The sequence below is a fragment of the Acidovorax sp. GW101-11A03 genome, assembly GCF_059424825.1.
This window is the reverse complement of sequence record NZ_JBWKZU010000017.1, coordinates 56,656-80,170: the sequence shown is the minus strand read 5'-3', so window position 1 is coordinate 80,170 and position 23,515 is coordinate 56,656. Positions and strand designations below refer to the sequence as shown.

The window sequence follows — 23,515 nt, the reverse complement described above, 5'->3', positions numbered from 1 at the left end:
GACGAAGGTGGCCGTCACACGCCTTTCTTCAACAACTACCGTCCTCAGTTCTACTTCCGCACGACCGACGTGACTGGCGCCATCGAGCTGCCAGCCGACAAGGAAATGGTCATGCCTGGTGACAACGTGTCGATCACTGTGAAGCTGATCAACCCCATCGCCATGGAAGAAGGTCTGCGCTTCGCTATCCGCGAAGGCGGCCGCACGGTGGGTGCTGGCGTCGTGGCCAAGATCATTGCTTAATTCATAAGCAGAACAAGGAACTTGCCATGTCCAAGCAAAAAATCCGCATCCGCCTGAAGGCGTTTGACTACAAGCTGATCGACCAGTCCGCTGCTGAGATCGTTGACACCGCCAAGCGCACCGGCGCCATCGTCAAGGGTCCCGTGCCCCTGCCAACGCGCATGAAGCGTTTCGACATCCTGCGTTCGCCCCACGTCAACAAGACGTCGCGTGACCAGCTGGAAATCCGTACGCACCAGCGTCTGATGGACATCGTGGACCCAACGGACAAGACCGTTGATGCCCTGATGAAGCTCGACCTGCCTGCTGGCGTGGACGTCGAAATCAAGCTGCAGTAATCCCGGAAGGCTGGTCCGCGAGGGCCAGCCCGATGGTTTGTAACGCGGACTTGCTTGAAAAAGCAGTCCGCGTTATACTTTAGGGCTTCGCCTTTCTCGCGCCTGCAAAGTCGCTGGGTTGAGGTGGAGTTTTATTAACCTTCTTTCACACGCTGGCGCGCAAGTGCTGAGCAAAACGCTGAGGCCAATTGAAGTCGCAGCGGTGAGAGTTTTGGAGAAAACCAATGAGTCTGAGCAACTCCCTCGGGTTGCTGGGTCGCAAAGTGGGCATGATGCGTCTGTTCACCGATGATGGGGACGCAGTGCCTGTCACGGTGGTGGATGTGTCCAACAACCGCGTTACCCAGGTCAAAACCCAAGAGAACGATGGCTACGTGGCCCTGCAGGTCACGTTCGGTTCGCGCAAAGCATCGCGCGTGACCAAGCCAGAAGCCGGCCACCTTGCCAAGGCAGGTGTGGAAGCCGGTGAAATCATCCAGGAATTCCGCGTGACCGCTGAAACCGCTGGCAAGTATGCCGCGGGTGCTGCTGTGCCCGTGGCGGATGTGTTTGCCGTGGGCCAGAAGGTCGATGTGCAAGGTACTTCGATCGGTAAGGGCTACGCCGGCACCATCAAGCGCCACAACATGGCCTCGCAGCGCGCGTCGCACGGTAACAGCCGTTCGCACAACGTGCCTGGCTCCATCGGTATGGCACAAGACCCCGGTCGCGTGTTCCCCGGCAAGCGCATGACGGGCCACCTCGGCGACGTCACCAAGACCACGCAAAACCTCGATGTGATCCGCATCGACGAAGCGCGTCAACTGCTCTTGATTAAGGGCGCTATTCCGGGCTCCAAGGGTGGGTTCGTGACGGTGCGTCCCGCCATCAAGGCCAAAGCCTCCAAAGGAGCGAACTAATGCAGCTCGAACTCCTGAATGACCAGGGCCAAGGCGCATCCAAGCTGGATGTTCCTGAAACCGTGTTCGGTCGTGAATACAACGAAGATCTGGTGCACCAGATCGTGGTGGCCTACCAGGCCAACGCCCGCCAAGGCACTCGCGCTCAAAAAGACCGCGAGCAAGTCCGTCACTCGACCAAGAAGCCTTTCAAGCAAAAGGGTACGGGTAACGCACGTGCAGGTATGACTTCCTCGCCACTGTGGCGTGGGGGTGGTCGGATTTTCCCGAACATGCCTGACGAAAATTTCACGCAGAAGATCAACAAGAAGATGTACCGCGCCGGTATGTCTGCCATCTTGTCGCAGCTGGCCCGCGAAGGCCGTCTGGCTGTGGTCGATTCGCTGAAGCTTGACTCCCCCAAGACCAAGGTCCTGGCTGACAAGTTCAAGGCGATGAACCTGCAATCGGTGATGGTGATTGCCGACGAAGTGGACGAAAACCTGTACCTGGCCTCCCGCAATCTGGTGAACGTGCTCGTTGTTGAGCCCCGTTACGCCGATCCCGTGTCGCTGGTCCGATTCAAGAAAGTGCTCGTCACCAAGGGCGCAATCGACAAACTCAAGGAGATGTTCGCATGAGCACGCTCAAGTTTGACGAAGGTCGTCTGATGCAAGTGCTGGTCGCTCCCATCGTGTCCGAAAAGGCCACCATGGTTGCTGAAAAGTCCAATGCTGTGACGTTCAAGGTGCTGCAGAACGCTACCAAGCCAGAAATCAAGGCCGCTGTGGAATTGATGTTCAAGGTGGAGGTCAAGGGCGTTTCCGTGGTGAACACCAAAGGCAAGACCAAGCGCTTCGGCAAGACCGTGGGCCGCCGCGACAATGTTCGCAAGGCATACGTCACGCTGCAGCCAGGTCAAGAGCTGAACCTGTCCGGGGAGGCTGCTTAATCATGGCCGTTATCAAGATGAAACCCACTTCGCCCGGCCAACGTGCTGTGGTGAAGGTCACGCGTGACCACCTGTACAAGGGTGAAGCGTTTGCCCCCCTGCTGGAACCCCAGTTCCAGAAGGCCGGTCGCAACAACAACGGTCACATCACCACCCGCCACAAGGGCGGTGGTCACAAGCACCACTACCGTGTGGTGGACTTCAAGCGCAACAAGGACGGCATTCCGGCCAAGGTTGAGCGCATCGAGTACGACCCGAACCGTACGGCCCACATCGCTCTGGTGTGCTATGCCGACGGCGAGCGCCGCTACATCATCGCTCCCCGCAACCTGGAAGTGGGCGCAACCCTGCTGTCCGGTTCGGAAGCTCCGATCCGCGCTGGCAACACGCTGCCTATCCGCAACATCCCCGTGGGTTCGACCATCCACTGCATCGAGCTCAAGCCCGGTGCCGGTGCGCAGATCGCCCGCTCGGCTGGTGCTTCGGCAACCCTGCTGGCCCGCGAAGGCACCTACGCCCAAGTGCGCATGCGCTCGGGTGAAGTGCGCAAGATCCACATCGAATGCCGCGCCACCATTGGCGAAGTGGCCAACGAAGAACACAGCCTGCGCCAACTGGGCAAGGCCGGTGTGAAGCGCTGGATGGGTATTCGCCCAACGGTTCGCGGCGTGGCCATGAACCCGGTGGATCACCCTCACGGTGGTGGCGAAGGCCGCACCGGCGAAGGCCGCCATGCAGTCGATCCTTGGGGCAATCTGACCAAGGGTTATCGCACCCGTAACAACAAGCGCACACAGATCATGATCGTGTCGCGTCGCAAGAAGTAAGGGGTAACAGATGACTCGCTCTCTCAAAAAGGGTCCATTTGTTGACCATCACTTGCTGGCCAAGGTCGAAAAGGCCGTTGCCACCAAGGACAAGAAACCAGTCAAGACCTGGTCGCGTCGCTCCATGGTTCTGCCCGAGTTCATCGGTCTGACCATTGCCGTGCACAACGGCAAGCAACACGTGCCGGTCTATGTCACCGACCAGATGGTGGGCCACAAGCTGGGCGAATTCGCCCTGACGCGCACCTTCAAGGGTCACCCCGCTGACAAAAAAGCGAAGAAGTAAGGAACGACCATGTCTGAAACACGTGCAGTCCTCCGGGGCGTCCGTCTGTCGGTCGATAAGGGCCGTCTGGTCGCCGATCTGATCCGCGGCAAGAAGGTGGATCAGGCTCTGAACATCCTGACGTTCACGCAGAAAAAAGCTGCTGGCATCGTCAAGAAGGTTCTGGAGTCGGCCATTGCCAACGCCGAACACAACGATGGCGCTGACATCGACGAACTGAAGGTCAAGACCATCTACGTCGAACAAGGCACCACGCTCAAGCGCTTCACCGCGCGCGCCAAAGGCCGCGGCAACCGCATCAGCAAGCCCACGTGCCATGTGTACGTGACGGTTGGCAACTAAAGGCTCGGGAAGACTATGGGACAGAAAATCCATCCTACCGGCTTCCGCCTTGCGGTCAGCCGCAACTGGTCCAGCCGTTGGTACGCCAGCAACCGCGACTTCGCAGGCATGCTGGCCGAAGACATCAAGGTGCGCGAGTACCTGAAGGCCAAGCTCAAGAACGCGGCTGTGTCGCGCATCCTGATCGAGCGCCCCGCCAAGAACGCCCGCATCACCATTTACTCGGCACGTCCTGGTGTGGTGATCGGCAAGAAGGGTGAAGACATCGAGAACCTGAAGAAGGAACTCGCGTCGCGCCTGGGCGTGCCTGTCGCAGTGAACATCGAAGAAGTGCGCAAGCCCGAAATCGATGCCAAGCTGATCGCCGACAGCATCACGCAGCAGCTCGAAAAGCGCATCATGTTCCGCCGCGCCATGAAGCGCGCCATGCAGAACGCCATGCGTCTGGGTGCCCAGGGCATCAAGATCATGTCGTCCGGCCGTCTGAACGGTATCGAAATCGCTCGCTGCGAGTGGTACCGTGAAGGCCGCGTGCCACTTCACACGCTGCGTGCGGACATCGACTACGGCACCTCTGAAGCCAAGACCACCTACGGTGTGATCGGCGTCAAGGTCTGGGTTTACAAGGGTGACACGCTGGGTCGTAACGACCTGCCAGCTGTGGAAACGCCTCGTCCAGACGAAGAGCGCCGCCCACGCGGCCCACGCCGTGATGGCCGCCCAGGTGGCGACCGTCCAGGCGCAGGCCGTGGCCCACGTCGTCCTGTCGGTGGCAACACCGCTCCGGCCGACGGCAGCGACAAGCCAGCGGAAGCTGGTGGCGCTGATAACACCGCCGTTAAGCGCGTACGCAAGGTCGCCGCGCCCGCTACAGCAGCGGACGGTAAAGGAGAATAAAGATGCTGCAACCTGCTCGCCGTAAATATCGCAAGGAGCAAAAGGGCCGTAACACTGGCGTCGCAACGCGGGGTGCCTCCGTTGCCTTCGGTGATTTCGGTCTGAAGTGCACCGATCGTGGCCGTCTGACGGCCCGCCAGATCGAAGCTGCACGCCGTGCGATTTCCCGTCACGTCAAGCGTGGCGGCCGTATCTGGATCCGCGTGTTCCCGGACAAGCCAATCTCTACCAAGCCCGCAGAAGTGCGTATGGGTAACGGTAAGGGCAACCCCGAGTACTACGTGGCCGAAATCCAGCCCGGCAAGATCGTGTTCGAAATCGTTGGTGTGCCCGAAGAACTGGCCCGCGAAGCGTTCCGCCTGGCTGCTGCCAAGCTGCCGCTGCGCACCACGTTCGTCAGCCGTCACCTCGGCGCGTAATTCAGGAGACCATGAAAATGACCAAAGCTACTGAACTGCGCCAAAAAGACGTTGCTGGCATCGAAGCCGAAATCAAGGCGCTGCAAAAGGCCCACTTCGGCCTGCGCATGCAAAAGGCTACGCAGCAACTGGCTAACACCAACACGCTGCGCACCACCCGCCGTGATATCGCACGTGCCAAGACCATCCTTGCTGAAAAGCAAGCCGCCAAGTAAGGAGCCCCTATGACGGAAGCTAAAAAATCCCTCAAGCGCACCTTGGTTGGCAAGGTGGTCAGCGACAAGCGTAACAAGACCGTGACCGTGCTGATCGAGCGCCGTGTGAAGCACGAGCTCTACGGCAAGATCGTTGCCAAGTCGAGCAAGTACCACGCGCACGACGAAAACAACGAGTACAAGCTGGGCGACACGATCGAAATCACCGAGAGCCGTCCGCTCTCCAAGACCAAGAACTGGGTGGCCACCCGCTTGGTGCAAAAGGCCGGTCTGCTGTAACAGGCAGTGCTGCATTGAAGCCCGGGGCAACCCCCCGGTCTGCAAGGCCCTTCAAAACGACCCACAATGTGGGTCGTTTTGCTTTGTGGGCCGCCTTTCTGGAATGGCCCCGGCAAATTCCCGGGCCCACCCGGGGTCCTCCGTTGACCCCTTCCCCCATCTACCAACCTCCAAGGAGATAACAATGATCAAAGTCGGTGACACCCTGCCTGCAACCACCCTGATGGAATATTCCGAAGTCGAGGGCGAAGGCTGCAGCATTGGCCCGAACCCCGTGCCGGTGGACAAGGCCACGGCAGGCAAGACGATTGCCCTGTTTGCACTGCCGGGCGCCTTTACCCCCACCTGCTCGGCCAAGCATGTGCCCGGCTACGTTGAAAAGGCCGCCGAGTTCAAGGCCGCTGGCGTGGACGAGATCTGGTGCGTGAGCGTGAACGACGCCTTCGTGATGGGCGCCTGGGCGCGCGACCAGAAGACCGATGGCAAGGTGCGCATGCTGGGCGACGGCGATGCAACCTTCGCCAAGGCCACCGGCCTCACCCTGGATCTGACGGGCAAGGGCCTGGGCCTGCGCAGCAACCGCTACTCGATGCTGGTGCGCGACGGCAAGGTGCTCACACTCAACGTGGAAGGCCCTGGCAAGTTCGAAGTCAGCGACGCGGACACGTTGCTGCAGCAAGCCCAGAAGGCCTGAGTTACCACTTATCCTGAGGCGCGTCCGTGAATCGGATGGCACCGAACAGCCGCAGGAGCTTCTCTCTGCGCGTCGGTGCCAGCCACTGGCCCGCCCAGTGGATTTCTCCCTCCAGGCGCGCGCGCTCGCCCACATCCACCCCGGGCAGGCGCGCCAGCCGATGCAGCCGGGCCTTCAGGATGTCGAACTGCTCCCGGCTGTAGTTGGGGCGCTGATTGACCACCAGCCCCGTGACGGACTGGCGCCGGTGGGCGGGCATCAGCCGGGTTTTGTCACCGCGCAGTGCAAAACCCTCGTCCTGCACGATGGCGCCGACCCAGGCGCGCAGCGCGCCAAACTGGCCCTGCAGGTCCTGCGGGCCTGAAAACACCAGGTCATCCGCATACCGTGTGTAGCGCGCGCCAAAGCGCTGCGCCAGTGCATGCAGCCGCAAATCCAGCCCAAACGCGCACAGATTCGCCAGAGCGGGTGAGGTGGGTGCCCCTTGGGGCAGATGGAGCTGCGCCAGGCGGGCGTGGGTGGAGCGGCGCTGCACAATCGTCTGCGCCGAGGTCGGTGCGTTGTCTTCCCACAGGCGCTCGCGGACAGGCGCAGGCGTGCGCGTGGTGGTCAGGCGCGTGAGCAGCTCGGCCGCCGGGCGGCCATGCCCCAGCGCGCGCCACAGCGCCCGTACACGCGTGGCGTTGATGTGGGTGAAAAAATCGGCCAGATCAAAACGAACCACCACCGCCTGCCGGGTATGCACCTGCGCATGGCTACCCACACTGCGGCCCCGCACAAAGCCGTGCGCGGCCTCGTGGACCGGAATGCCTGCCAGCAGGCGGTCCAGAATGCGGCGCTGGGCGGTTGCCAGGCGTGGGCGTGGGGCCTCCAGCAGCCGCAGGCCGCCGCTGGGTTTGGGCAGCAGGCGGTAGCGGTAGTGCGATGCGGGCAGGGCATAGCCGCCCTGGGGTTCGCGCCAGTGGCCATGGTCGGGCGCCAGCCACAGCAGATCCTCCAGGGGAACGCCCAGCAGCTCGACCAGGTCCTGTGCCGTGGCCAGCACAGGGGCGGAGCACTGCGGGGCACTGCCCATCCAGGCGGGGGTTGGACCTGCCGTGCCGGGGCGCAGCAGCCAGTGCAAAGGCCTGCCCGTGCGGGGGCTTGCCGCCCAGGTGCGGAAGCTCTGGGCGAGCTGGGCGTCCGTCCGCAGGTGCCACGGCGTGGCGGAGGGGTCGTCGCCGTCGTTGTCCTCCGGGTCCCAAAAGCCGATGTCGTCATCTTCAGTAACCAGGTCCCCGCCATCTTGCAACTGCCAGGGCGCAGTGCCGTTGCGCACCCTGGCCTTGCGCCACCAGAAACCCCGGCACAGCCAGGTGGCGAGGTCTTCGGGCTCCAGCCGGGCCCATTCGGCTGCGGACACTGTGGACAGGCGGCGCAGTTGCTCCAACAGCACCTCGGGCAATGGCGGAGGGCCGGGCTCCGGGGCCGCATGGCCCAGGCAGTGCCCGGCCCGGGCCACCAGTGCGCGCAGGCTGCGGCGCTCGGGGCCGTCTGCATCGGCCAGCAGGGCCAGTGCCAAGGCCCTGGCCAGGGCGCGGATGGGGGCCGACAGCGTCACGGCGCGGCGTTCAGAAAGAGGTTGGCCTGGTACCAACCAGCGGGTTGGGCGCGAACTGTTTGCCACCGGTGGCGGCTGGTTCGCGCGCCCCAATGTGCGCGTATGAGGAGAACACCGTGGGGCTGCCCCACGGCCCGAACCTGTGCAGGCTCGACATGCTTGGCACCAGGCCGCTGCGATTCTATGTGAACTATCAAATTGATAGCAATCAGGGCTTGTGGGATGCGCGCAAAGGCCCAAAAAAGCTCAAGAAATATCGACCTTGAGGTAATGTGCCCCAGCAATGGGGTTGTGGTAGTAGGGCGGAATCTCCTCAAACCCCAGATCGGTGTACAGAGCGCGGGCAGATTCCATGTCATCGAGGGTGTCGAGCAGCACGCAGGCATAGCCCGCCTGCCTTGCGCGGTCCAGCATGGCCTCGGCCAGCTCGCGCCCCAGGCCAAAACCCCGAAACGCCTTGCGCACATACAGGCGCTTCATTTCGCTGGCGTTGGGGTAGTCGGCGGCATCCAGGGGGCGCAGGGCGCAGCAGCCTGCCACGGCGCCTTCGACCTCGGCGATCAGCAGGGCGCCGCGGGGCTCGGCGTAGTCGCCCGGCAGCTGGGCGAGTTCGGCGTCAAAGCCCTGGAAACACAGGTCCACGCCCAGGGTGCTGGCGTATTCCCGGAAGATGTCGCGCACGGCGTCCAGCTCGGCAGGGGTGCTGGGGGTTCGCAGGGTGATGGAAGGCTTGTCCAAAACGCGAGGGGGCAAAACGATGGAAGCCGCAGTGTAGCGAGGTCGTCCTTAGAGCCCGTCAGAACCCCGCCGCCATGGCCAGCGACGAGACCCACCAGGCCAGCCCCGCGCTGCCGGCCAGCACCACCAGCGCCAGGGCGCGGCTCAGCGCATCGTCGCGCGAGGGCGTGGCGGGCACGGGCAGGGCCTTGTCGCCGCCCAACATGGGGCGCACCAGGGTGTGCTTGCGCACCAACACGTAGAACAGCACGGCCAGCACATGCAGGGCGACCAGGCCGAGCACGAGATACTGGCCAATCTCCTTGTGGTAGCCCGTGGCCTGGCCCACCACGGTGTTGGAAACAAAACGGGTGAGCGGCCCGGCAAAAGCGATTTCGTCGTCGCTCAGTAGGCCCGTGCCCACCTGCGCGCCCAACACTGCGAGCAGCGCAAACACCGACAGCGCACCCAGCGGGCTGTGCCCGGCGTTGTCCTCGGGGTGGGCGTTGCCGCGCAGGTAGCGCACGAGCCGGGCGGGTGAGTACAAAAAGGCCGAGAAGCGCGACCAGCGCCCGCCGATCAGCCCCCAGACCACTCGAAAGACCAGCAGTGCCAGCACGGCGTAGCCCAGGCGAAAGTGCCACTCCATGGCGTTGCCGCCCACCTTGGCGGTGATGACCAGGCCAATGACACAGGCGGCCAGGGCCCAGTGGAAGAGGCGGGTGGGAAGGTCCCAGATGCGTACGGTGTGTGGCGTCATGGCAGCAAAAGCGAGGGAAAAGGCAGGATGGGCGCATTGTGAAGGAGGCCACGCGCGGCCGGAAGGGCCCCGGCCATGCGAAAACAGGCCCAAAGCGGCATACTGCCACCGGGCCCCAAGGTGGGAGCCCACCCCACGACAAAGGAAATCTCCCATGAAAGCACTTGCCGCATTTGCCCTTGCTGCCGCCACGCTGACCGTGTCGGCCCCCGCCTCGGCCCAGTTTGCCAAGGCCGAGGACGCCATCAAGTACCGCCAGAGCGCACTCTTCGTGATGGGCCAGCATTTCGGCCGCCTGGGCGCCATGGCCAATGGCCGCGTGCCGTTTGATGCCAAGGCCGCGCAGGAGAACGCCGACGTGGTGGCCGAAATGGCCAAGCTGCCCTGGGCCGGTTTTGGCGCGGGCACGGACAAGGGCGCACCCACCAAGGCGCTGCCGGAGATCTGGACCGAGCAGGCCAAGTTCAAGGAACATTCGGACAAGCTGCAGGCCGAGTCGGTCAAGCTGGCCGCCGCTGCCAAGACGGGCAACCTCGATAACCTCAAGACCGCGTTCGGCGCTGCCGCAGGCACCTGCAAGGCCTGCCACGACAACTACCGTGCGAAGTGATGATTGCTATTGAATGAATAGCTGATGGGGCAATCCCATAGCGCGCAAGGGGCTGATTTCTTTGGAAATCAGCCCCTTGTTCGTCAGAGCAGCCCCGCCGTCCGGCTCACACCGGGTCAGGTCTCTGCCAGCAGCTTCTCGATGAGCTGGTGCAGCTCGGGGAAGTTGGGCGCGCCCACGTAGGTTTTCACGATCTCGCCGCGCTTGTTGACGATGAAGGTCGAGGGCGTGAGGCGCACATCGCCCCAGGCCTTGGCCACGGCGCCGGTGTTGTCGATGGCCACCTTGAAGGGCAGCTTGCGCGTTTCGGCAAAGTTGACCACGTAGCTGGGCGGGTCGTAGCTCATGGCCACGGCCAGGGTCTCGAATCCCTTGGCGTTGTACTTGTTGTAGGTGGCGACGATCTCGGGCATCTCGGCCACGCAGGTGGTGCAGCTCGTGGCCCAGAAGTTCACCAGGGTGACCTTGCCCTTCAGGTCGGCGGTGGATTTGCTGGTGCCATCCAGCAGCACAAAGGTCGATGCGGGCGCTTCGGCGCGGCCTGTGTCCAGGTAGACGTACGCGCCCACGGCCGCAAACGCTGCCACCGCCACACCTGCTGCCCAATGCTTGATCGCCATGATTTCACCATCCAGAAAGAACGAGGCGCCGAGGCCCACCCGGCATTGTGCCGGAGGGCTGGCCCAGGGGGTCGAGTCGGCCCGGCTGCAAAAGTTCGGGCCGCTCTGCCGACGCTCTGTCGATAATGGGCCGATGCATTGGACATTGACCGGGGCGCTGGCCCTGCTGCTGGCGGGCTGCAGTCCCGCGCTGAACTGGCGCACCGTGGCCTCGCCCGAGGCGGGCCTCACCATCACGCTGCCCTGCAAGCCCGACCAGGCCACCCGCACCGTGGAACTGGCCGGGGCGCCGGTGACGCTGGCCATGGTGGGCTGCGATGCCGATGGCGCCACCTTTGCCGTGTCGCACGCGGCGCTGGCCGATCCGGCCCAGGTGGGCACGGCGCTCACCCACTGGCGCGCGGCGGTGCTGGCGCGCCTGGGCCCACAGGCGGCCGCTTCGGCGGCCGACACCCCCTACACACCGCGCGGCGCCTTGCCGCTGCCGCAGTCGCTGCGCACCGTGGCCCAGGGCCAGCGCGCCGACGGCGCGGCGGTCACGGCGCAGGCCGTGTGGTTTGCGCGTGCGGCAGGCCCCGAGGTGCGGCTGTTCCACGCGGTGGTCTACAGCCAGAAGCCCCGGCCGGAGGTGGCTGAGCAGTTTTTTGCCGGCCTGGCGCTGCCATGAGTGGCGTGTCGTCCGGCCTGTTGTCGCGGCGCTCGGCCGTCATTGTTTTCCTGGCCTTTGCGTTTGCCTACTTTCTGTCGGCGCTGGTGCGGGCCGTCACGGCCACGCTGGCGCCCACGCTGGCCCAGGAGTTTTCGTTGCAGGCGCGGGATCTGGGGCTGCTGGCGGGCGGGTACTTTCTGGGCTTCTCAGCCACCCAGCTGCCTTTGGGCACCTGGCTGGACCGCCACGGACCCAAGAAGGTCGCGCTGGGGTTTCTGGGCGTGGCCGTGGTGGGCAGCCTGGTGTTTTCGGCGGCCACCGGGTTTTCGGGCCTGCTGGCCGGGCGCGTGCTGTGCGGCGCGGGGGTCAGTGCCTGCCTGATGGCGCCGCTCACAGGCTACCGCCGCTGGCTGGACCCCGTGGCCCAGATGCGCGCCAACTCGTGGATGCTCATGACCGGCTCGCTGGGCATGGTGGCGTCCACGCTGCCGGTGCAATGGGCCCTGCCGCTGGTGGGCTGGCGCCCGCTGTTCTGGGGGCTGGCGGTGCTGATTGCGCTGTCGATGGTGGTGATTGCCCTCTGGGTGCCGGGCTGGGGCCCGGCGGGGCAGGCGAAGGCAGATTCTGGTGCCGCAGAGGCCGTGCCCCAGGGCTATGGCGTGGTGTGGCGCCACCCCTACTTCCAGCGTCTCGCGCCGCTGGGGTTCTTCTGCTACGGCGGCATGGTGGCCATGCAAACCCTGTGGGCCGGGCCGTGGATGCAGCGCGTGGCGGGCTACACCGCGCTGGAGGCCGCCACCGGGCTGTTCTGGATCAACGTGTCCATGCTCTGCACCTTCTGGTCCTGGGGCATGCTCAACCCCTGGCTGCTGCGCAAGGGCTTTGGGGCCGACCGGCTCATGGCCTGGGGGCTGCCGCTGTGCTCGGTGGTGCTGCTGGGCATCATCCTGGCCGGGCCGCAGGCCGGGGGCGGCGCCTGGGCGCTGTTCTGCGTGTCGTGCACCTTTGTGTCGCTGTCGCAGCCCGCCGTGGCCATGGCGTTCCCGCAGGCGCTGGCGGGGCGGGCGCTGTCGGCCTACAACCTGGTGATTTTTGTGGGCGTGTTTGTGGTGCAGTGGGGCATTGGCTTGGCCGTGGATGCGTTTGCGGGGGCCGGGCTGGCCACGGTGCCTGCGTTCCAGGCGGCCATGGCGGTGTACCTGGTGTGCAACGCGGGCGCCTATGCGTGGTTCGTGCTGCGGGGGCGGCGCCATAATGTGCTGCCAACCCCCACACCATGAAGACCTGCGCACATGACGATGCAACAACGGGCCGCGTGCTTCTCCGCGAGCCTGTGACACGCGATGTGTCGATGCCCTGTATTGCGTAGGTCACCACCATGAGCCCCACCAGCATCCTCATCATTGCCCACGCCCCGCTGGCCCATGCGCTGCGCGAATGTGCCCTGCACGTGTTTGCCGACTGCGCAGGCAGCGTGGCCGCGCTGGATGTGCAGCCCAACCAGCCGCCCGAAGAGTCGCTGGCCCAGGCGCGCATCCTGCTGGAGCAGCTCGGCACCGATTCCACCCTGGTGCTGACCGACGTGTTCGGCGCCACGCCGTGCAACGTGGCGCAGCGCCTGGTCGATGGCGTGCGCTCGCGCCTGGTGACGGGTGTCAACCTGCCCATGCTGCTGCGCGCCGTGAGCTACCGGGCCGAACCCCTCGACTCCGTGGTCAACCGCGCGGTGGTGGGGGGCACGCAGGGGGTGATGCAGGTGGCCATTTCCGCGCCACAGAACCAGAACCGCCGTCACCGACATGATCAAGACCCGTACGACCATCAGCAATAAACTGGGCCTGCACGCCCGCGCATCGGCCAAGCTCACCAAGCTGGCCGGCAGCTTTCCCTGTGACGTTTTCATGAGCAAGGGGGAGCGCCGCATCAACGCCAAGAGCATCATGGGCGTGATGATGCTGGCCGCCGGGCTGGGCTCCGAGGTGGAGCTGGAAACCAGCGGCGACCGCGAGCAAGAGGCCATGGACGCCCTGCTGGCGCTCATCGCCGACAAATTTGGCGAGGGTGAATAAGCCTACCCACACCTCGCCCTTGTCCTGAACCTGTCGAACCTTTGATCACACCACCATGACCTTCTCCGTCCACGGTCTCGCCGTCGCACGCGGCATCGCCATCGGCCGTGCCGTGCTGGTGGCATCGAGCCGCGTGGATGTGGCGCATTATTTTGTCGAGCCCTCCCAGGTTGAGGGCGAGATCGAGCGCGTGCGCCAGGGCCGCAACGCCGTGGTCGAGGAGCTGCAGCGCCTGCAGACCGACATGCCCGCCGACGCGCCGCACGAGCTGACCGCGCTGCTGGATGTGCACCTGATGCTGCTGCAGGACGAGGCCCTCACGGGGGGTGTCAAGCACTGGATCACCGAGCGGCTGTACAACGCCGAGTGGGCTTTGACCACCCAGCTCGAAGTGATTGCGCGCCAGTTCGACGAAATGGAGGACGAGTACCTGCGCGAGCGCAAGGCCGACCTGGAGCAGGTGGTGGAGCGCATCCTGCGCCACATGAAGGGCGTGGCCAGCCCCGTGGCGCCGCCCGCCAGCAGCCCGCGCCGCAAGACGCAGCAGGATTTGCTGCTCGACGACACGGTGGACGTGCCCCTGGTGCTGGTGGCGCACGACCTCTCGCCCGCCGACATGCTGCAGTTCAAGCAAAGCGTGTTTGCGGGCTTCGTGACCGACGTGGGTGGCAAGACATCGCACACCGCCATCGTCGCGCGCAGCATGGACATCCCCGCCGTGGTGGGCGCCCGTGCCGCCAGCCAGCTGGTGCGCCAGGACGACTGGGTCATCATCGACGGCGATGCGGGCGTGGTCATCGTCGATCCTTCGCCCATCATCCTGGCCGAATACGGCTTTCGCCAGCGCCAGGTCGAGCTGGAGCGCGAACGCCTGGCGCGCCTGCGGCACACGCCCGCCATCACCATCGACGGCCACAAGATCGAGCTGCTGGCCAACATCGAGCAGCCCGGCGACGCCGCCGCTGCCGTGCGCGCGGGCGCCGTGGGCGTGGGCCTGTTCCGCAGCGAATTTCTGTTCATGGGCAAAAGCGGCAACCTGCCTGGTGAGGACGAGCAGTACCGCGCCTACTGCGAGGCCATCGACGGCATGCAGGGCCTGCCCGTCACCATCCGCACCATCGACGTGGGGGCCGACAAGCCGCTCGACAACAAGGCCCACAAGGACAACTACCTGAACCCCGCGCTGGGCCTGCGCGCCATCCGCTGGAGCCTGGCCGACCCGGCCATGTTCCGCACCCAGCTGCGCGCCGTGCTGCGCGCGGCCGCGCATGGCAAGGTGAACCTGCTGTTCCCCATGCTCGCGCACACGCACGAGATCCAGCAGACGCTGGCCCAGGTCGATCTGGCCCGCGCCGAGCTGGACGCGCGTGGCGAGCCCTACGGCCCCGTGCAGCTGGGCGCGATGATCGAGGTGCCCGCCGCCGCGCTCATGGTGCGCACCTTTCTCAAGTATTTCGACTTCCTGTCCATCGGCACCAACGACCTGATCCAGTACACGCTGGCTATCGACCGCGCCGACGAAGCCGTGGCCCACCTGTACGACCCGCTGCACCCCGCCGTGCTGCGCCTGGTGGGCGATGTGATCGCCGAGGGCGAACGCCAGGGCAAGAGCGTGTGCGTGTGCGGCGAAACGGCGGGCGATGTGACCATGACGCGCCTGCTGCTGGGCCTGGGCCTGCGCAGCTTCTCCATGCACCCCGCGCAGATCCTGGCCATCAAGCAGGAAGTGCTGCGCGCCGACACACGCAAGCTGGCCCCCTGGGCGCAGCAGGTGATTGGCGGCGAGGAGCCTGCCACGCTGCTGGCTTCTTAGGGTGTATCAAAATTGATAGCGTCCAAGGCATGCTGATCAGGCGCAAAAGGCCAATTTGACTCGTATTTCTGCGCCTGCTGCAGACGCCTCCCTCATCGACTCGCGCCAGGCCCTGCAGCGCCTGCTGGCCACGCTGGGCCTGGTGGTGCTGGGCAACAGCAGCATGTACGTGGTGTCGGTGGTGCTCCCGGCCGTGCAGGCCGAGTTTGGCGTCGGCCGCGCCAGCGCCTCGCTGCCGTACACGCTGATGATGGTCTGTCTGGGGCTGGGTGGCCTGCTCACCGGCCGGCTCGCCGACCGCCACGGCCTCACGCCCGTGCTGTGGCTGGGCGCGCTGGCCGTGCTGGGCGGCTTTGTGGGCGCGGCGTTCTCCGGCAGCATCTGGGCGTTTGGCATCGCGCATGCGGTGATGGGCTTCATCGGCAGCTCGGCCACGTTTGCGCCGCTGCTGGCCGACACGGCCCTGTGGTGGAACCGGCGGCGCGGCATTGCGGTGGCGGTGTGTGCCAGCGGCAACTACGTGGCGGGCGCCCTTTGGCCGCCCATCGTCCAGTACGGCATCGACACCATCGGCTGGCGGCCCACGTACATGGCGCTGGGCTTGGTCTGCGGCCTGGGCATGCTGGCCCTGTCGCTGCGCATGCGCCAGCGCCCGCCCGCCATCCAGGCTGCAGCGGCAGGCGCCGGCACCATGCCCGTCGACCGTTCCCGCCCCTTTGGCCTGGCGCCGGGCACCGCGATGGCGCTGCTGTGTGTGGCGGGCGTGGCCTGCTGCGTGGCCATGGCCATGCCCCATGGCGTTATGGAATGTGTCAACGGTATTTTTGAAATTTTTCCCAAGAAGAATTGCTCAAATACTTCAACCATGGGGTACTCTGGTGTTCTCAACGTCGAATGGATCGCGTTGCTCTAAGGATGTCCTGAATAACTCGGATTCGTGAGTGCTACAAGTCCGATGTTTTCAGATGAGGCGATGGATGCCGTTTTGGCAGCACTTGAGCCTTGTTTTGCGGCCCCATTTCGGGGCGCTTGCACCGCTTTCGCGGCCCCTTGCCTGTTTTCAGGCGCACTCATCCCTGCGCCCCCAGCAATTGGTGGCGCACCATCCACAGATTGGACAGCGCAAACAGCGTCTTGAGCTGCAGCGTGTTCTTCTTCAGCCCCCGGTAGCGCACCTTGGTGTATCTGGTGCACAGCCGGTGTCGCAATCCTTCTGCGCCCCCCAAAAACAAAACCGCCAGCGGCAAGAGCCTGTGGCGGTTTGTTTTGGTAGCGACCGAGAACGCTGTACTTACTTCCCAGCCTTGTCCGCCTTGCGCTTGGCAGCCTTGGGGTCCACCACCGCCTTGAACTTCGCACCCGCCACAAACTTCGGCACCGTGCTCGCAGGGATCTTGAGCGCAGCACCAGTCGATGGGTTCTTGCCCGTGCGTGCTGCACGCTTGGCGGACTTGAAGGTGCCAAAGCCCACCAGCTGAACGGCGTCGCCCTTCTTGACGGCGGTCTGGATGGTGTCGATCAGCGTTTCCAGCACCGCATTGGCTGCGGCCTTGGACAGATCATTCTTGGAAGCCAGGATTTCAACGAGTTCTGCGCGGTTCATGGATGCTCGCGTGTAGAGGTTGGAAAGGACCGATTTATACCGCCGCCCCTGACACGGCTCTTGCTACCACTCAATGCTGCAGTGCACTTCTTGGCAAAAACTCCACTCCGGTTCTCTTCACCAGCTCCTGGTAGCTGATCGGCCGCCCCACCGTCTCGCCCTCGCGATTCTCCTGCCAATGCGCCCAGGCCTTGTTGGTCGTGGCGTCATAGACCAGCTTGTACAGATAGGTCGGCACCTTCACCCCATTGGCCCCAATACGTGGCCCCGCATCCGTGAACACCGGCCCCGTGATCACAAACACATCTCCCTTGGCCCGCTTCACATAGTGCCGCGTGTCCTGCTCGATCTTGTTCCAGGCGCCCCCGTTGTGCTGAGCGTTTTGGGGAACCATGTTCGCCAAGCTGAAGCTTTGCGCCATGGCCGTTGGCGTTGGCATATCTCCTGCAGGGGCCATGTGCCCACGGCTATAGCCTGAGTTTTTGTAATCCTCCAGCTCCGCCCGCTCGCCACTCGGGAGTCGCGCATCTGCAAAGAACCGCTTGGCCCGCTTCTCATCGGCATCCTCGATGAGCCTGCGGTTCAACCGCTGGGCCACAAACACCGGTGTCTTTGTGGCGCCAGAGTGCAGGACCGCAAAGGCTTCATAGCAAAGCTCGCGCAGCTGCGGCCGGGGCGTGATGGCGGGTGGCGCGCCGTTCGCAAAGAACTGCGGACACTGCGCAAAGGAGCTGGGCTCGGGTGTGAGCAGGGCTGTGCTGTCGAACTGCGGAGACCGCGCCCAGGAAAGATTCGGGAGAGCAACGCTGACGAGAGACAGGGCCAGCACAGCTGCCAGGCGCACACGGCCTGGCCAAGAGAGGAAGCGATTCACAGAAGAGGCATTCGAGTCGAATTTGACGGAGCCCGATTGGAGCACCGTTCACCTCTCGCTTCTGGCCCGAATGCTCGGATCCCGCAGGGTTTTACAGCTGCTTGCAGAGATGGAGTCCACTAACAGAGAGGGCCCCCAAAGGGAGCCCGATCTGCCTGCCCGCCCCTGCGATTCAATTAATACTTCCCATGGCAGCAGCACCCGCACCGCGCGAAGTGCCACCGCCATGGAAGTCCCGCAACTGCTTTAATCCAACTCAAACAGTTGGTCTGCCAGATACGCAGGCATTCACAAGCCGCCTTGCGGGAACGCCTGCAGGTTCGTCAGTTTTGCTGAAGTCACGCTTGCCCTTGGTTTTGAAGGCTCGCCCACTCCGTAGGCGTTGGCTCGGAAAGCGGCAGCTATCGCGCTAACTGGGTGCCAACGGCCCTTTTTCATCAAGCTTTGCACCCGTTGCCGATATTTCTGTGGATTTGGCGCATTCTCCTCACGCCCTTTGTGTCGCCGAGTGTTGCACCACCAACATGCAGCAACGATGTTTTGTGCGGAATCGCGCCCTTGATCCTGGCGAGCAGTTAGATGCTCAGCCGTGCAACGAAGGTACTTTTGGAATTTAGGCTTGAGTTCTTTGGGCGTGAACTCAGGCAACGCAGGTTCGATCATTGCCAAACCGCAGTAGAAACAACGGCATTGTTGGATGAGCGCGGACTGGATACGGAGTTTGGCTATCTTGTTCATCTGGCACCAGGGGTAGTGTTGAAGCTACTCCCGTTGCCGATAGCCGGACAGGTCGGGCGCCGGGGCATCGCACCACTCGGCTATGCGCCAGGTAACCCGGACGCGGCCGGGTTCGCGTTAGCCCGGACACCCAATAATTTATATTGCTGCGTCCAGTCGGCGCAAGTACCGGCTGTTGCACGCATGCGTCATGCTGACTCAACAGGTAACTCGACTTGCTGTGCCGGGTCCTTCGCCCGATGCACAAACAGCTCCAGCGGCGGCACTTTGATCAGCGCCTCTGCCTGCTCGATGGTGCCGTGCAGCCAGGTATCCCAATCCCCCTTTTCCAGCGGCACCACCGTGCGCTTGTCCTGCTTGTCGGGCGCGCGCTTGGGGTCAGGCCGGTGCATCAGGTTGAGAACCGGCACGTCGTCGCAGTTCTGCGTGATCATGGTGTAGCTGGGCAGCACCTCACCCGTGGCCGGGTCGGTCCACTCGCTCCACAGGCCCGCCAGGCCCCAGGGCTCGCCATCGGCCCGCTCGAACTGCCAGGGGATGTGCTTCTTGGTCCCCCAGTAGGGTTCGACATACAACTGGGCGGGGATGATGCAGCGCTGCCCCTTGCGCCAAGGACCGCCGTAGGTCCATGACTTGGCCATCCCTTCGCGCCGAGCGTTGACGGTGCTCAGGCGCTTGCCGTCCTTGCCGGTGGGGATGTGTGTTTTGGAGTGCGGCGGGATCATGCCCCACTGGCCCACCACCAGCTCGCGCCCTACCGCCCCCTTTGCCCGCAGGAACGGCCCTCGGTACAGCGGACTCATCTTGTCGCGCCATTCCTCTTCGGGTACGTCGCCAAAGTGCAGCACCAGCTGCTCGCGGCCCGGGACCTCGTAGTAGGTACACATGGCAACATTCTGGCAGCAGGGAGCTATACTGTAAATATGTACAGTCTTTGGAACTCCCCGCTACCCGTGCCGTACGACACGGCGGCGCAGTCGCTGGCCTTGCCCTTGTGCGGGGTGAGCGTGCGCGCGGGGTTTCCATCGCCAGCTGACGATTTCGTGGTGGAGCGGCTGGACATCATGCAGCTGCTGGTGAAGCATCCCCAGGCCACCTACTTCTGGCGCGTGCGTGGCGACTCGATGAGGGACGCGGGCATTGAGGACGGCAGCATCATCGCAGTGGACCGGGCGATCAAGCCCAAGCACAACAGCATCGTCGTGGCCATTGTGGACGGCGAATGCACCGTGAAGTATCTGCACCAGCGTGCCGGCCGGATCAAGCTGCGCGCGGCCAACCCAACCTATCCCGACATCATCCCCCGCGACAGCCAGACCATTGAGGTGTGGGGCGTGGTGAGTGGTTGCGTGAAGCTGTTTCTCACCTGATCTGATGGACGGAGGCCAGCATGTATGCGCTGGTGGATGGCAACAATTTTTACGTGAGCTGCGAGCGGGTGTTCCGCCCCAGCCTGAACGGCCGCCCGGTGGTGGTGCTGAGCAACAACGACGGCTGCGCCATCGCCCGCAGCAATGAGGCCAAAGCCCTGGGAATCAAGATGGGGGCGCCGTGGTTCCAGATACGGCATATGGAAGAGACCCACGGCCTGGTGGCCTTGAGTGCCAACTTCACGCTGTACGGCGACATGAGCAATCGGATGATGAGCCTCGCGGCGGGTCTGGGCCCCTCACAGGAGATCTACAGCATCGATGAGTCGTTCATCGGCCTGCAGGGCATGCGCGGCGACCTGACCACCCGCAGCCACGCCATCCGTGCGCGCATCCACCAATGGGCTGGCATACCTTGCGGGATCGGAATCGGTCACACCAAGACGCTGGCAAAGCTGGCCAACCACATCGCCAAGACGGCCGAGCGCAAACCGGGGAGCTATCCCGCAGAGCTGGCCCAGGTGTGCAACCTGACCGCCCTTCCCGCCCAGGACTTGGACGATGTGTTGGCCAGCACGCTGGTGGAAGAAGTCTGGGGCGTGGGCCGCAAGATCGGCGCGCAGCTGCATCAGTGCGGGGTGCAGACGGTGCTGGACCTGGCTCGGCTGGACCCGGCTATGGTGCGCAGGCGCTGGGGCGTGGTGCTGGAGCGCACCGTGCGGGAGTTGCAGGGCATGCAGTGCATAGAGCTGGATGATGCGCCCGAGCCCAAGAGGGAAATCGCCTGCACCCGGTCATTCGGCCAGGCGGTGACCGAGCTGCCGCCGCTGGTGGAGGCCGTGAGCGAGTTCGCCAGCCGCGCGGCGGAGAAGCTGCGCAAGCAGGGCAGCTTGGCCAGCCAGCTGCTGGTGTTCAGCCACACATCCCCCTTCCGCCCAGGCCCGCGCTTTAACAAGTCTGTGGTGGTGCCCCTGCGCCGGCCTACGGCGGACACCGGCAAGCTGGTGTGGGCGGCTGTTGCTGGCATGCGCCGCATGTACGAGCCTGGCTACAAGATGGCCAAGGCCGGGGTGATGCTGCTGGACCTGGTGCCGGGCAATGTGCTGCAGGGCGAGCTGGATCTGGAGGATGAAGACCACCGGGACCGAACCCAGCTGATGGCGGCGCTGGATGCGCTCAACCAGCGCTATGGCAAAGGCACCGTGCACTCAGGTGCCACGGGCGGCACCAACAAGGGCAAGGGCTGGGGGATGAAGCAGGAGAGGCGCACGCCGCAGTACACGACGCGGTGGGAGGATGTGCCTGTGGCACGGGCCTAAGCGTGAGGGAGCTCCCGCGCTCGAGTCGGCTCTGCAGCGATTGCTGCCGGTCATTCGAAAATTGTGAGTGACCGGTCTTAGTCCGAGTTCAGTCTTCGGGGGCAGCAACGATGGCGGCCACACTCTGAGCGAACTGGTTAGCAGCGCCTTCGGTGGTTACGAGAGCGCTTTCACCGGATCACAAGGTCCTTGCGTAGAACGGCATTAACTGGGCCAGCGCCTCCTGGACGTACTTGGGCACCCAATAGGTCTCGATGTGCGTGGCGCCCTCGATCCTGAACAGCGTCTTGTCCTTCGCACCGGTGGCCTGGGCGAAGGCCTCCTCAGTCATGTACAGGCTGTCGGCCTTGCTGCCGGCAATCATCAGCAGCGGCTGCTCGATCAACTCGATTTGGTCGGTGGCATCCCAGCGCATCAGGTCGAGCAAACTGCTCATCGTGTACTTGAATGTGGAGTTTGGATGGGCGTGGGTTCGCCAGTAATACTCGTATCCTTGGCGGTACATCTCGAAGGGCAGCGCCGCGATTTGCGCGTCCGTCATGTCGGCATCGCCCGCGTAGAGCAGCTTGGCGCCCGCCGCCTCCTGGGCGCGGGCATCGGAAGCCTGCCTCAGGCGCTGCTGGACCGAGCCGAGCTGGGAATCGGCGAAGCCATTGCGGCGGACGCGACCGCTGTTGAACATGCTGAGCGTCGCCAACGACTTGAAGCGCTTGTCGGACTTCGCGGCCGACAGCGAATAACCACCGCCGCCGCAGATGCCCAGCAGCCCCAGGCGCGCCGCATCAACGCCGGGATAACGGGTGATGAAGTCCGCGGCGCCGTGGATGTCCTCGATGCGGAACTGCGGCTTGTCCGTGCTGCGTGGCTGGCCGCCACTGCCGCCCTGGTACGCGGCGTCCATCGCGATGGTGATGTAGCCCTGCTCGGCCAGGTGCTGGGCATACAGGCCTGCAACCTGCTCCTTGACGCCTCCGTTGGGGTGGGCAACCACGATAGCGGCGTACTTCTTCGACGGGTCGTAGTTCGCGGGCGTGTAGACATTGGCTACGATGGCCAGACCGTTGAGCTGGTACTTCACCGGGCGGATGTTGACCTTGCCCGGCTCGTTGCGGGTGATCGCGCCGTCATAGACAAGGGTGAAGGGGTTCTTTTTGTGGTCGGCGGCGAGGGCGGGGGTGGTCATGGTGGGAACTCCAAGGGCGGCGATGGAGAAGATGCGCGCGGAGGTTCCGAGGAACGCGCGTCGCTTGTCGTTGAGGATGTGGGGATCCATGTAAGGCTCCGTTTCTTTGCGTTGCGATGTTGCGAGGCAGGGGTCAGTCCAGCTTGTTGTCGGCGAGGAAGCGGGACACGAGGTCGGCGATCTGCACGTTGTTCAGATCGGACATCAGGAAGTGAGTGTTGCCGCGGATGCTCATTTCCGGCAGATGCACCAGGCGAGCGTCGCCGCCGTGCCGGTTGACGGCGTCCACCCACAGCCGGGCCATCGCCAACCGCACGCGCCAGTTGTCCTGGCCGCGTTCCGTAGTCGGTTCGGTGGGGAAGTTGTCGCCGTAGTAGATGACGATGGGAATGCGCGTGAGCTTCTGGAAATCCGCCAGCGGCACGGCCTCGGGCGACAGCGTGCCGGCCGCGCTCGGCATCGCCGGGGGCAACTCAACTGGCGGGAAGATGAAACCGCTGCCCGGCTCGAAAGCGACGACGGCCTTGACATGGGGGTTCTTGATCGCCGTCAGCCAGCCCGGGCCGCCGCCCTGGGAATGGGTGAACAGGATGGCCGGGCCGACCTTGTCGAACAGCGCCGACATGGCATCGGAAATGACACCGGCGTCATAGGGCCCGGTGTTGGGCGTGACCGAACGGAAGAACTGTTCCAGCGTCTCCGGCTTGCGGTCGAACTGCACCTTGTCGTAGTAGTTCGGCCACTTGCCGAGGCGGAACTGGTCGAAGAACAGTTGGTCGTTGGGAGTCGGCTCTACCGATGCCGCGACGGTGCTGTTGCCCGCGCGCCCGCGGCGCGGCTGGTCGACCAGGTAGACCGGGAAGCCACGGCGCAGGAACAGGGTCTGGAAGCCTTCCCGGCCGTCCGGGGTGCTCTCCCAGCTGCGCGCCGACTGGAAGGCACCGTGCAGCATGGCGATGGGCAGCGCCCTAGGGTTCTGCGGCACTTGGTAGAAGGCGTAGAGGTGGTCACCGTGCAAACTCTGCCCGGCGGCCGTCGGCTTGTTGTTGTCGTAGCTGCCGGGGGTCTTCAGCACGGTGCCGCCGACTGTGAAGCTGCCCTGGGCCTGGATCACCAGTGGGCCAGTGGCGTTGCCGGCCTCATTGGGCGGAATGGCGCAGCCGGTGATAAGGGCGGTCATGGCGGCGCTCACAGTCAACAGAGTTCGGGTGAAGTTCATG

The 23,515-nt window shown here is 64.2% G+C and carries 31 protein-coding genes and 3 pseudogenes; 23 read left to right on the top strand and 11 right to left on the bottom strand.

Translation table 11 applies throughout. From position 1 onward, the window contains the following. The 13 genes from AC07Z7_RS09810 to AC07Z7_RS09750 form a co-directional block, all read left to right on the top strand. A partial coding sequence (locus AC07Z7_RS09810; protein WP_494766132.1) for an EF-Tu C-terminal domain-related protein occupies positions 1-243 on the top strand: 243 nt, incomplete at its 5' end. 26 nt (positions 244-269) lie between these two features. Next, complete coding sequence (gene rpsJ, locus AC07Z7_RS09805) at positions 270-581, top strand: 30S ribosomal protein S10 (RefSeq protein WP_005796953.1); 312 nt, start codon at positions 270-272, stop codon at positions 579-581. A 224-nt stretch (positions 582-805) separates the two neighbouring features. Next, positions 806-1,480, top strand: coding sequence for a 50S ribosomal protein L3 (gene rplC / locus AC07Z7_RS09800; protein WP_094285999.1), 675 nt, complete (start codon positions 806-808; stop codon positions 1,478-1,480). Next, the gene (gene rplD / locus AC07Z7_RS09795) at positions 1,480-2,100 is read left to right on the top strand and encodes a 50S ribosomal protein L4 (protein WP_008906425.1); all 621 of its coding nucleotides are present in this window, start codon (positions 1,480-1,482) and stop codon (positions 2,098-2,100) included. The genes rplC and rplD overlap by 1 nt, the downstream gene beginning before the upstream one ends. Beyond that, on the top strand, positions 2,097-2,411 hold the full coding sequence (gene rplW / locus AC07Z7_RS09790) for a 50S ribosomal protein L23 (RefSeq protein ID WP_007847815.1): 315 nt from the start codon (positions 2,097-2,099) through the stop codon (positions 2,409-2,411). The genes rplD and rplW overlap by 4 nt, the downstream gene beginning before the upstream one ends. A 2-nt stretch (positions 2,412-2,413) precedes the next feature. Beyond that, positions 2,414-3,238, top strand: a complete 825-nt coding sequence (gene rplB / locus AC07Z7_RS09785; RefSeq protein WP_063460173.1) for a 50S ribosomal protein L2 — start codon at positions 2,414-2,416, stop codon at positions 3,236-3,238. Positions 3,239-3,248: 10 nt separating this feature from the next. Then, complete coding sequence (gene rpsS / locus AC07Z7_RS09780; protein ID WP_010467177.1) at positions 3,249-3,524, top strand: 30S ribosomal protein S19; 276 nt, start codon at positions 3,249-3,251, stop codon at positions 3,522-3,524. A gap of 9 nt (positions 3,525-3,533) precedes the next feature. After that, positions 3,534-3,866 carry a 50S ribosomal protein L22 gene (gene rplV, locus AC07Z7_RS09775; RefSeq protein ID WP_005796970.1) on the top strand — a complete coding sequence of 111 codons (333 nt, stop codon included), beginning with the start codon at positions 3,534-3,536 and terminating at the stop codon, positions 3,864-3,866. A 15-nt stretch (positions 3,867-3,881) separates the two neighbouring features. Beyond that, the gene (gene rpsC, locus AC07Z7_RS09770; protein ID WP_063460172.1) at positions 3,882-4,763 is read left to right on the top strand and encodes a 30S ribosomal protein S3; all 882 of its coding nucleotides are present in this window, start codon (positions 3,882-3,884) and stop codon (positions 4,761-4,763) included. A 2-nt stretch (positions 4,764-4,765) separates the two neighbouring features. Then, positions 4,766-5,182 (top strand): 50S ribosomal protein L16, encoded by a 417-nt coding sequence (gene rplP / locus AC07Z7_RS09765; RefSeq protein ID WP_015012190.1) that lies wholly within the window; start codon positions 4,766-4,768, stop codon positions 5,180-5,182. Positions 5,183-5,199: 17 nt separating this feature from the next. Next, positions 5,200-5,397 carry a 50S ribosomal protein L29 gene (gene rpmC / locus AC07Z7_RS09760; protein ID WP_094285997.1) on the top strand — a complete coding sequence of 66 codons (198 nt, stop codon included), beginning with the start codon at positions 5,200-5,202 and terminating at the stop codon, positions 5,395-5,397. Positions 5,398-5,406: 9 nt separating this feature from the next. After that, positions 5,407-5,676: a 30S ribosomal protein S17 gene (gene rpsQ, locus AC07Z7_RS09755; RefSeq protein WP_094285995.1), complete on the top strand. Its 270-nt coding sequence runs from the start codon at positions 5,407-5,409 to the stop codon at positions 5,674-5,676. A gap of 184 nt (positions 5,677-5,860) precedes the next feature. Beyond that, positions 5,861-6,370, top strand: a complete 510-nt coding sequence (locus AC07Z7_RS09750) for a peroxiredoxin (RefSeq protein ID WP_094285993.1) — start codon at positions 5,861-5,863, stop codon at positions 6,368-6,370. Between the two features lies 1 nt (position 6,371). On the opposite strand, the gene AC07Z7_RS09745 is transcribed toward AC07Z7_RS09750, so the two are convergent. Next, positions 6,372-7,970 (bottom strand): reverse transcriptase family protein, encoded by a 1,599-nt coding sequence (locus AC07Z7_RS09745; protein ID WP_494766131.1) that lies wholly within the window; start codon positions 7,968-7,970, stop codon positions 6,372-6,374. 116 nt (positions 7,971-8,086) lie between these two features. Between AC07Z7_RS09745 and AC07Z7_RS09740 the strand changes: the two genes are divergently transcribed. Next, positions 8,087-8,236 (top strand): hypothetical protein, encoded by a 150-nt coding sequence (locus AC07Z7_RS09740; RefSeq protein ID WP_494766130.1) that lies wholly within the window; start codon positions 8,087-8,089, stop codon positions 8,234-8,236. Here the strand turns inward: AC07Z7_RS09740 and AC07Z7_RS09735 are convergent. Beyond that, positions 8,217-8,708: a GNAT family N-acetyltransferase gene (locus AC07Z7_RS09735; RefSeq protein WP_094285991.1), complete on the bottom strand. Its 492-nt coding sequence runs from the start codon at positions 8,706-8,708 to the stop codon at positions 8,217-8,219. The two genes, AC07Z7_RS09740 and AC07Z7_RS09735, sit on opposite strands and share 20 nt — an antisense overlap. A gap of 58 nt (positions 8,709-8,766) precedes the next feature. Further along, positions 8,767-9,447 carry a cytochrome b/b6 domain-containing protein gene (locus AC07Z7_RS09730; protein ID WP_094285989.1) on the bottom strand — a complete coding sequence of 227 codons (681 nt, stop codon included), beginning with the start codon at positions 9,445-9,447 and terminating at the stop codon, positions 8,767-8,769. Between the two features lie 154 nt (positions 9,448-9,601). On the opposite strand from AC07Z7_RS09730, the gene AC07Z7_RS09725 reads away from it, so the two are divergent. Then, the gene (locus tag AC07Z7_RS09725) at positions 9,602-10,057 is read left to right on the top strand and encodes a c-type cytochrome (RefSeq protein ID WP_063460167.1); all 456 of its coding nucleotides are present in this window, start codon (positions 9,602-9,604) and stop codon (positions 10,055-10,057) included. A 116-nt stretch (positions 10,058-10,173) separates the two neighbouring features. On the opposite strand, the gene AC07Z7_RS09720 is transcribed toward AC07Z7_RS09725, so the two are convergent. Next, positions 10,174-10,677: a TlpA disulfide reductase family protein gene (locus AC07Z7_RS09720; RefSeq protein WP_094285987.1), complete on the bottom strand. Its 504-nt coding sequence runs from the start codon at positions 10,675-10,677 to the stop codon at positions 10,174-10,176. 133 nt (positions 10,678-10,810) lie between these two features. On the opposite strand from AC07Z7_RS09720, the gene AC07Z7_RS09715 reads away from it, so the two are divergent. The 6 genes and pseudogenes from AC07Z7_RS09715 to AC07Z7_RS09690 all read left to right on the top strand — a co-directional run. After that, the gene (locus tag AC07Z7_RS09715; RefSeq protein ID WP_494766129.1) at positions 10,811-11,344 is read left to right on the top strand and encodes a hypothetical protein; all 534 of its coding nucleotides are present in this window, start codon (positions 10,811-10,813) and stop codon (positions 11,342-11,344) included. Continuing rightward, a complete protein-coding gene (locus AC07Z7_RS09710; RefSeq protein ID WP_494766128.1) occupies positions 11,341-12,606 on the top strand; it encodes an MFS transporter in 1,266 nt (421 codons plus the stop codon). Before AC07Z7_RS09715 ends, AC07Z7_RS09710 begins: the two co-directional genes overlap by 4 nt. A gap of 98 nt (positions 12,607-12,704) precedes the next feature. Beyond that, entirely contained in the window at positions 12,705-13,157 is a 453-nt protein-coding gene (locus tag AC07Z7_RS09705; RefSeq protein ID WP_252662040.1) for a PTS sugar transporter subunit IIA, read from the top strand. Further along, positions 13,126-13,395 carry an HPr family phosphocarrier protein gene (locus AC07Z7_RS09700; RefSeq protein WP_015012201.1) on the top strand — a complete coding sequence of 90 codons (270 nt, stop codon included), beginning with the start codon at positions 13,126-13,128 and terminating at the stop codon, positions 13,393-13,395. Before AC07Z7_RS09705 ends, AC07Z7_RS09700 begins: the two co-directional genes overlap by 32 nt. Positions 13,396-13,450: 55 nt before the next feature. Next, positions 13,451-15,208: a phosphoenolpyruvate--protein phosphotransferase gene (gene ptsP / locus AC07Z7_RS09695; protein WP_094285979.1), complete on the top strand. Its 1,758-nt coding sequence runs from the start codon at positions 13,451-13,453 to the stop codon at positions 15,206-15,208. Positions 15,209-15,272: 64 nt separating this feature from the next. Further along, positions 15,273-16,025 (top strand): annotated as a pseudogene (locus tag AC07Z7_RS09690) (MFS transporter); the annotation flags it as partial. 253 nt (positions 16,026-16,278) lie between these two features. Here AC07Z7_RS09690 and AC07Z7_RS09685 read toward each other — a convergent pair. The 5 genes and pseudogenes from AC07Z7_RS09685 to AC07Z7_RS09665 all read right to left on the bottom strand — a co-directional run. Then, positions 16,279-16,392: pseudogene (locus AC07Z7_RS09685) on the bottom strand (IS5/IS1182 family transposase); the annotation flags it as partial. A gap of 107 nt (positions 16,393-16,499) precedes the next feature. Next, a pseudogene (locus AC07Z7_RS09680) lies at positions 16,500-16,826 on the bottom strand (HU family DNA-binding protein); the annotation flags it as partial. Between the two features lie 55 nt (positions 16,827-16,881). Then, positions 16,882-17,562 (bottom strand): DNA/RNA non-specific endonuclease, encoded by a 681-nt coding sequence (locus tag AC07Z7_RS09675; protein WP_260669001.1) that lies wholly within the window; start codon positions 17,560-17,562, stop codon positions 16,882-16,884. Positions 17,563-17,973: 411 nt separating this feature from the next. Further along, on the bottom strand, positions 17,974-18,423 hold the full coding sequence (locus AC07Z7_RS09670) for an HNH endonuclease (RefSeq protein ID WP_082759142.1): 450 nt from the start codon (positions 18,421-18,423) through the stop codon (positions 17,974-17,976). A gap of 188 nt (positions 18,424-18,611) precedes the next feature. Then, positions 18,612-19,310, bottom strand: coding sequence for an SOS response-associated peptidase (locus tag AC07Z7_RS09665; protein WP_066786906.1), 699 nt, complete (start codon positions 19,308-19,310; stop codon positions 18,612-18,614). Between the two features lie 36 nt (positions 19,311-19,346). Between AC07Z7_RS09665 and AC07Z7_RS09660 the strand changes: the two genes are divergently transcribed. Together AC07Z7_RS09660 and AC07Z7_RS09655 are read left to right on the top strand one after the other, a co-directional pair. After that, entirely contained in the window at positions 19,347-19,793 is a 447-nt protein-coding gene (locus tag AC07Z7_RS09660) for a LexA family protein (RefSeq protein ID WP_057228325.1), read from the top strand. A gap of 20 nt (positions 19,794-19,813) precedes the next feature. Further along, on the top strand, positions 19,814-21,112 hold the full coding sequence (locus tag AC07Z7_RS09655) for a Y-family DNA polymerase (RefSeq protein ID WP_260668950.1): 1,299 nt from the start codon (positions 19,814-19,816) through the stop codon (positions 21,110-21,112). Positions 21,113-21,290: 178 nt separating this feature from the next. Here the strand turns inward: AC07Z7_RS09655 and AC07Z7_RS09650 are convergent, their stop codons facing one another. Further along, positions 21,291-22,295, bottom strand: a complete 1,005-nt coding sequence (locus AC07Z7_RS09650) for an alpha/beta hydrolase (RefSeq protein WP_494766134.1) — start codon at positions 22,293-22,295, stop codon at positions 21,291-21,293. A 133-nt stretch (positions 22,296-22,428) separates the two neighbouring features. Continuing rightward, positions 22,429-23,514 carry an alpha/beta hydrolase gene (locus tag AC07Z7_RS09645; protein WP_494766127.1) on the bottom strand — a complete coding sequence of 362 codons (1,086 nt, stop codon included), beginning with the start codon at positions 23,512-23,514 and terminating at the stop codon, positions 22,429-22,431. Between the last annotated feature and the right edge of the window lies 1 nt (position 23,515).

Excerpts from the sequence above, each read along its gene's own strand:
- rplV (WP_005796970.1), top strand. The coding sequence starts at position 3,534 with ATGTCTGAAACACGTGCAGTCCTCCGGGGCGTCCGTCTGTCGGTCGAT.
- AC07Z7_RS09750 (WP_094285993.1), top strand. The coding sequence starts at position 5,861 with ATGATCAAAGTCGGTGACACCCTGCCTGCAACCACCCTGATGGAATAT.
- AC07Z7_RS09730 (WP_094285989.1), bottom strand. The coding sequence starts at position 9,447 with ATGACGCCACACACCGTACGCATCTGGGACCTTCCCACCCGCCTCTTC.
- AC07Z7_RS09705 (WP_252662040.1), top strand. The coding sequence starts at position 12,705 with ATGAGCCCCACCAGCATCCTCATCATTGCCCACGCCCCGCTGGCCCAT.
- AC07Z7_RS09725 (WP_063460167.1), top strand. The coding sequence starts at position 9,602 with ATGAAAGCACTTGCCGCATTTGCCCTTGCTGCCGCCACGCTGACCGTG.
- AC07Z7_RS09655 (WP_260668950.1), top strand. The coding sequence starts at position 19,814 with ATGTATGCGCTGGTGGATGGCAACAATTTTTACGTGAGCTGCGAGCGG.
- AC07Z7_RS09665 (WP_066786906.1), bottom strand. The coding sequence starts at position 19,310 with ATGTGTACCTACTACGAGGTCCCGGGCCGCGAGCAGCTGGTGCTGCAC.
- rpmC (WP_094285997.1), top strand. The coding sequence starts at position 5,200 with ATGACCAAAGCTACTGAACTGCGCCAAAAAGACGTTGCTGGCATCGAA.
- rplC (WP_094285999.1), top strand. The coding sequence starts at position 806 with ATGAGTCTGAGCAACTCCCTCGGGTTGCTGGGTCGCAAAGTGGGCATG.
- rpsJ (WP_005796953.1), top strand. The coding sequence starts at position 270 with ATGTCCAAGCAAAAAATCCGCATCCGCCTGAAGGCGTTTGACTACAAG.
- AC07Z7_RS09720 (WP_094285987.1), bottom strand. The coding sequence starts at position 10,677 with ATGGCGATCAAGCATTGGGCAGCAGGTGTGGCGGTGGCAGCGTTTGCG.
- AC07Z7_RS09660 (WP_057228325.1), top strand. The coding sequence starts at position 19,347 with ATGTACAGTCTTTGGAACTCCCCGCTACCCGTGCCGTACGACACGGCG.
- rplW (WP_007847815.1), top strand. The coding sequence starts at position 2,097 with ATGAGCACGCTCAAGTTTGACGAAGGTCGTCTGATGCAAGTGCTGGTC.
- rpsS (WP_010467177.1), top strand. The coding sequence starts at position 3,249 with ATGACTCGCTCTCTCAAAAAGGGTCCATTTGTTGACCATCACTTGCTG.
- rpsQ (WP_094285995.1), top strand. The coding sequence starts at position 5,407 with ATGACGGAAGCTAAAAAATCCCTCAAGCGCACCTTGGTTGGCAAGGTG.
- rplD (WP_008906425.1), top strand. The coding sequence starts at position 1,480 with ATGCAGCTCGAACTCCTGAATGACCAGGGCCAAGGCGCATCCAAGCTG.
- AC07Z7_RS09700 (WP_015012201.1), top strand. The coding sequence starts at position 13,126 with ATGATCAAGACCCGTACGACCATCAGCAATAAACTGGGCCTGCACGCC.
- rplP (WP_015012190.1), top strand. The coding sequence starts at position 4,766 with ATGCTGCAACCTGCTCGCCGTAAATATCGCAAGGAGCAAAAGGGCCGT.
- AC07Z7_RS09650 (WP_494766134.1), bottom strand. The coding sequence starts at position 22,295 with ATGACCACCCCCGCCCTCGCCGCCGACCACAAAAAGAACCCCTTCACC.
- AC07Z7_RS09645 (WP_494766127.1), bottom strand. The coding sequence starts at position 23,514 with ATGAACTTCACCCGAACTCTGTTGACTGTGAGCGCCGCCATGACCGCC.
- AC07Z7_RS09710 (WP_494766128.1), top strand. The coding sequence starts at position 11,341 with ATGAGTGGCGTGTCGTCCGGCCTGTTGTCGCGGCGCTCGGCCGTCATT.
- AC07Z7_RS09715 (WP_494766129.1), top strand. The coding sequence starts at position 10,811 with ATGCATTGGACATTGACCGGGGCGCTGGCCCTGCTGCTGGCGGGCTGC.
- rpsC (WP_063460172.1), top strand. The coding sequence starts at position 3,882 with ATGGGACAGAAAATCCATCCTACCGGCTTCCGCCTTGCGGTCAGCCGC.
- ptsP (WP_094285979.1), top strand. The coding sequence starts at position 13,451 with ATGACCTTCTCCGTCCACGGTCTCGCCGTCGCACGCGGCATCGCCATC.
- AC07Z7_RS09670 (WP_082759142.1), bottom strand. The coding sequence starts at position 18,423 with ATGAACAAGATAGCCAAACTCCGTATCCAGTCCGCGCTCATCCAACAA.
- rplB (WP_063460173.1), top strand. The coding sequence starts at position 2,414 with ATGGCCGTTATCAAGATGAAACCCACTTCGCCCGGCCAACGTGCTGTG.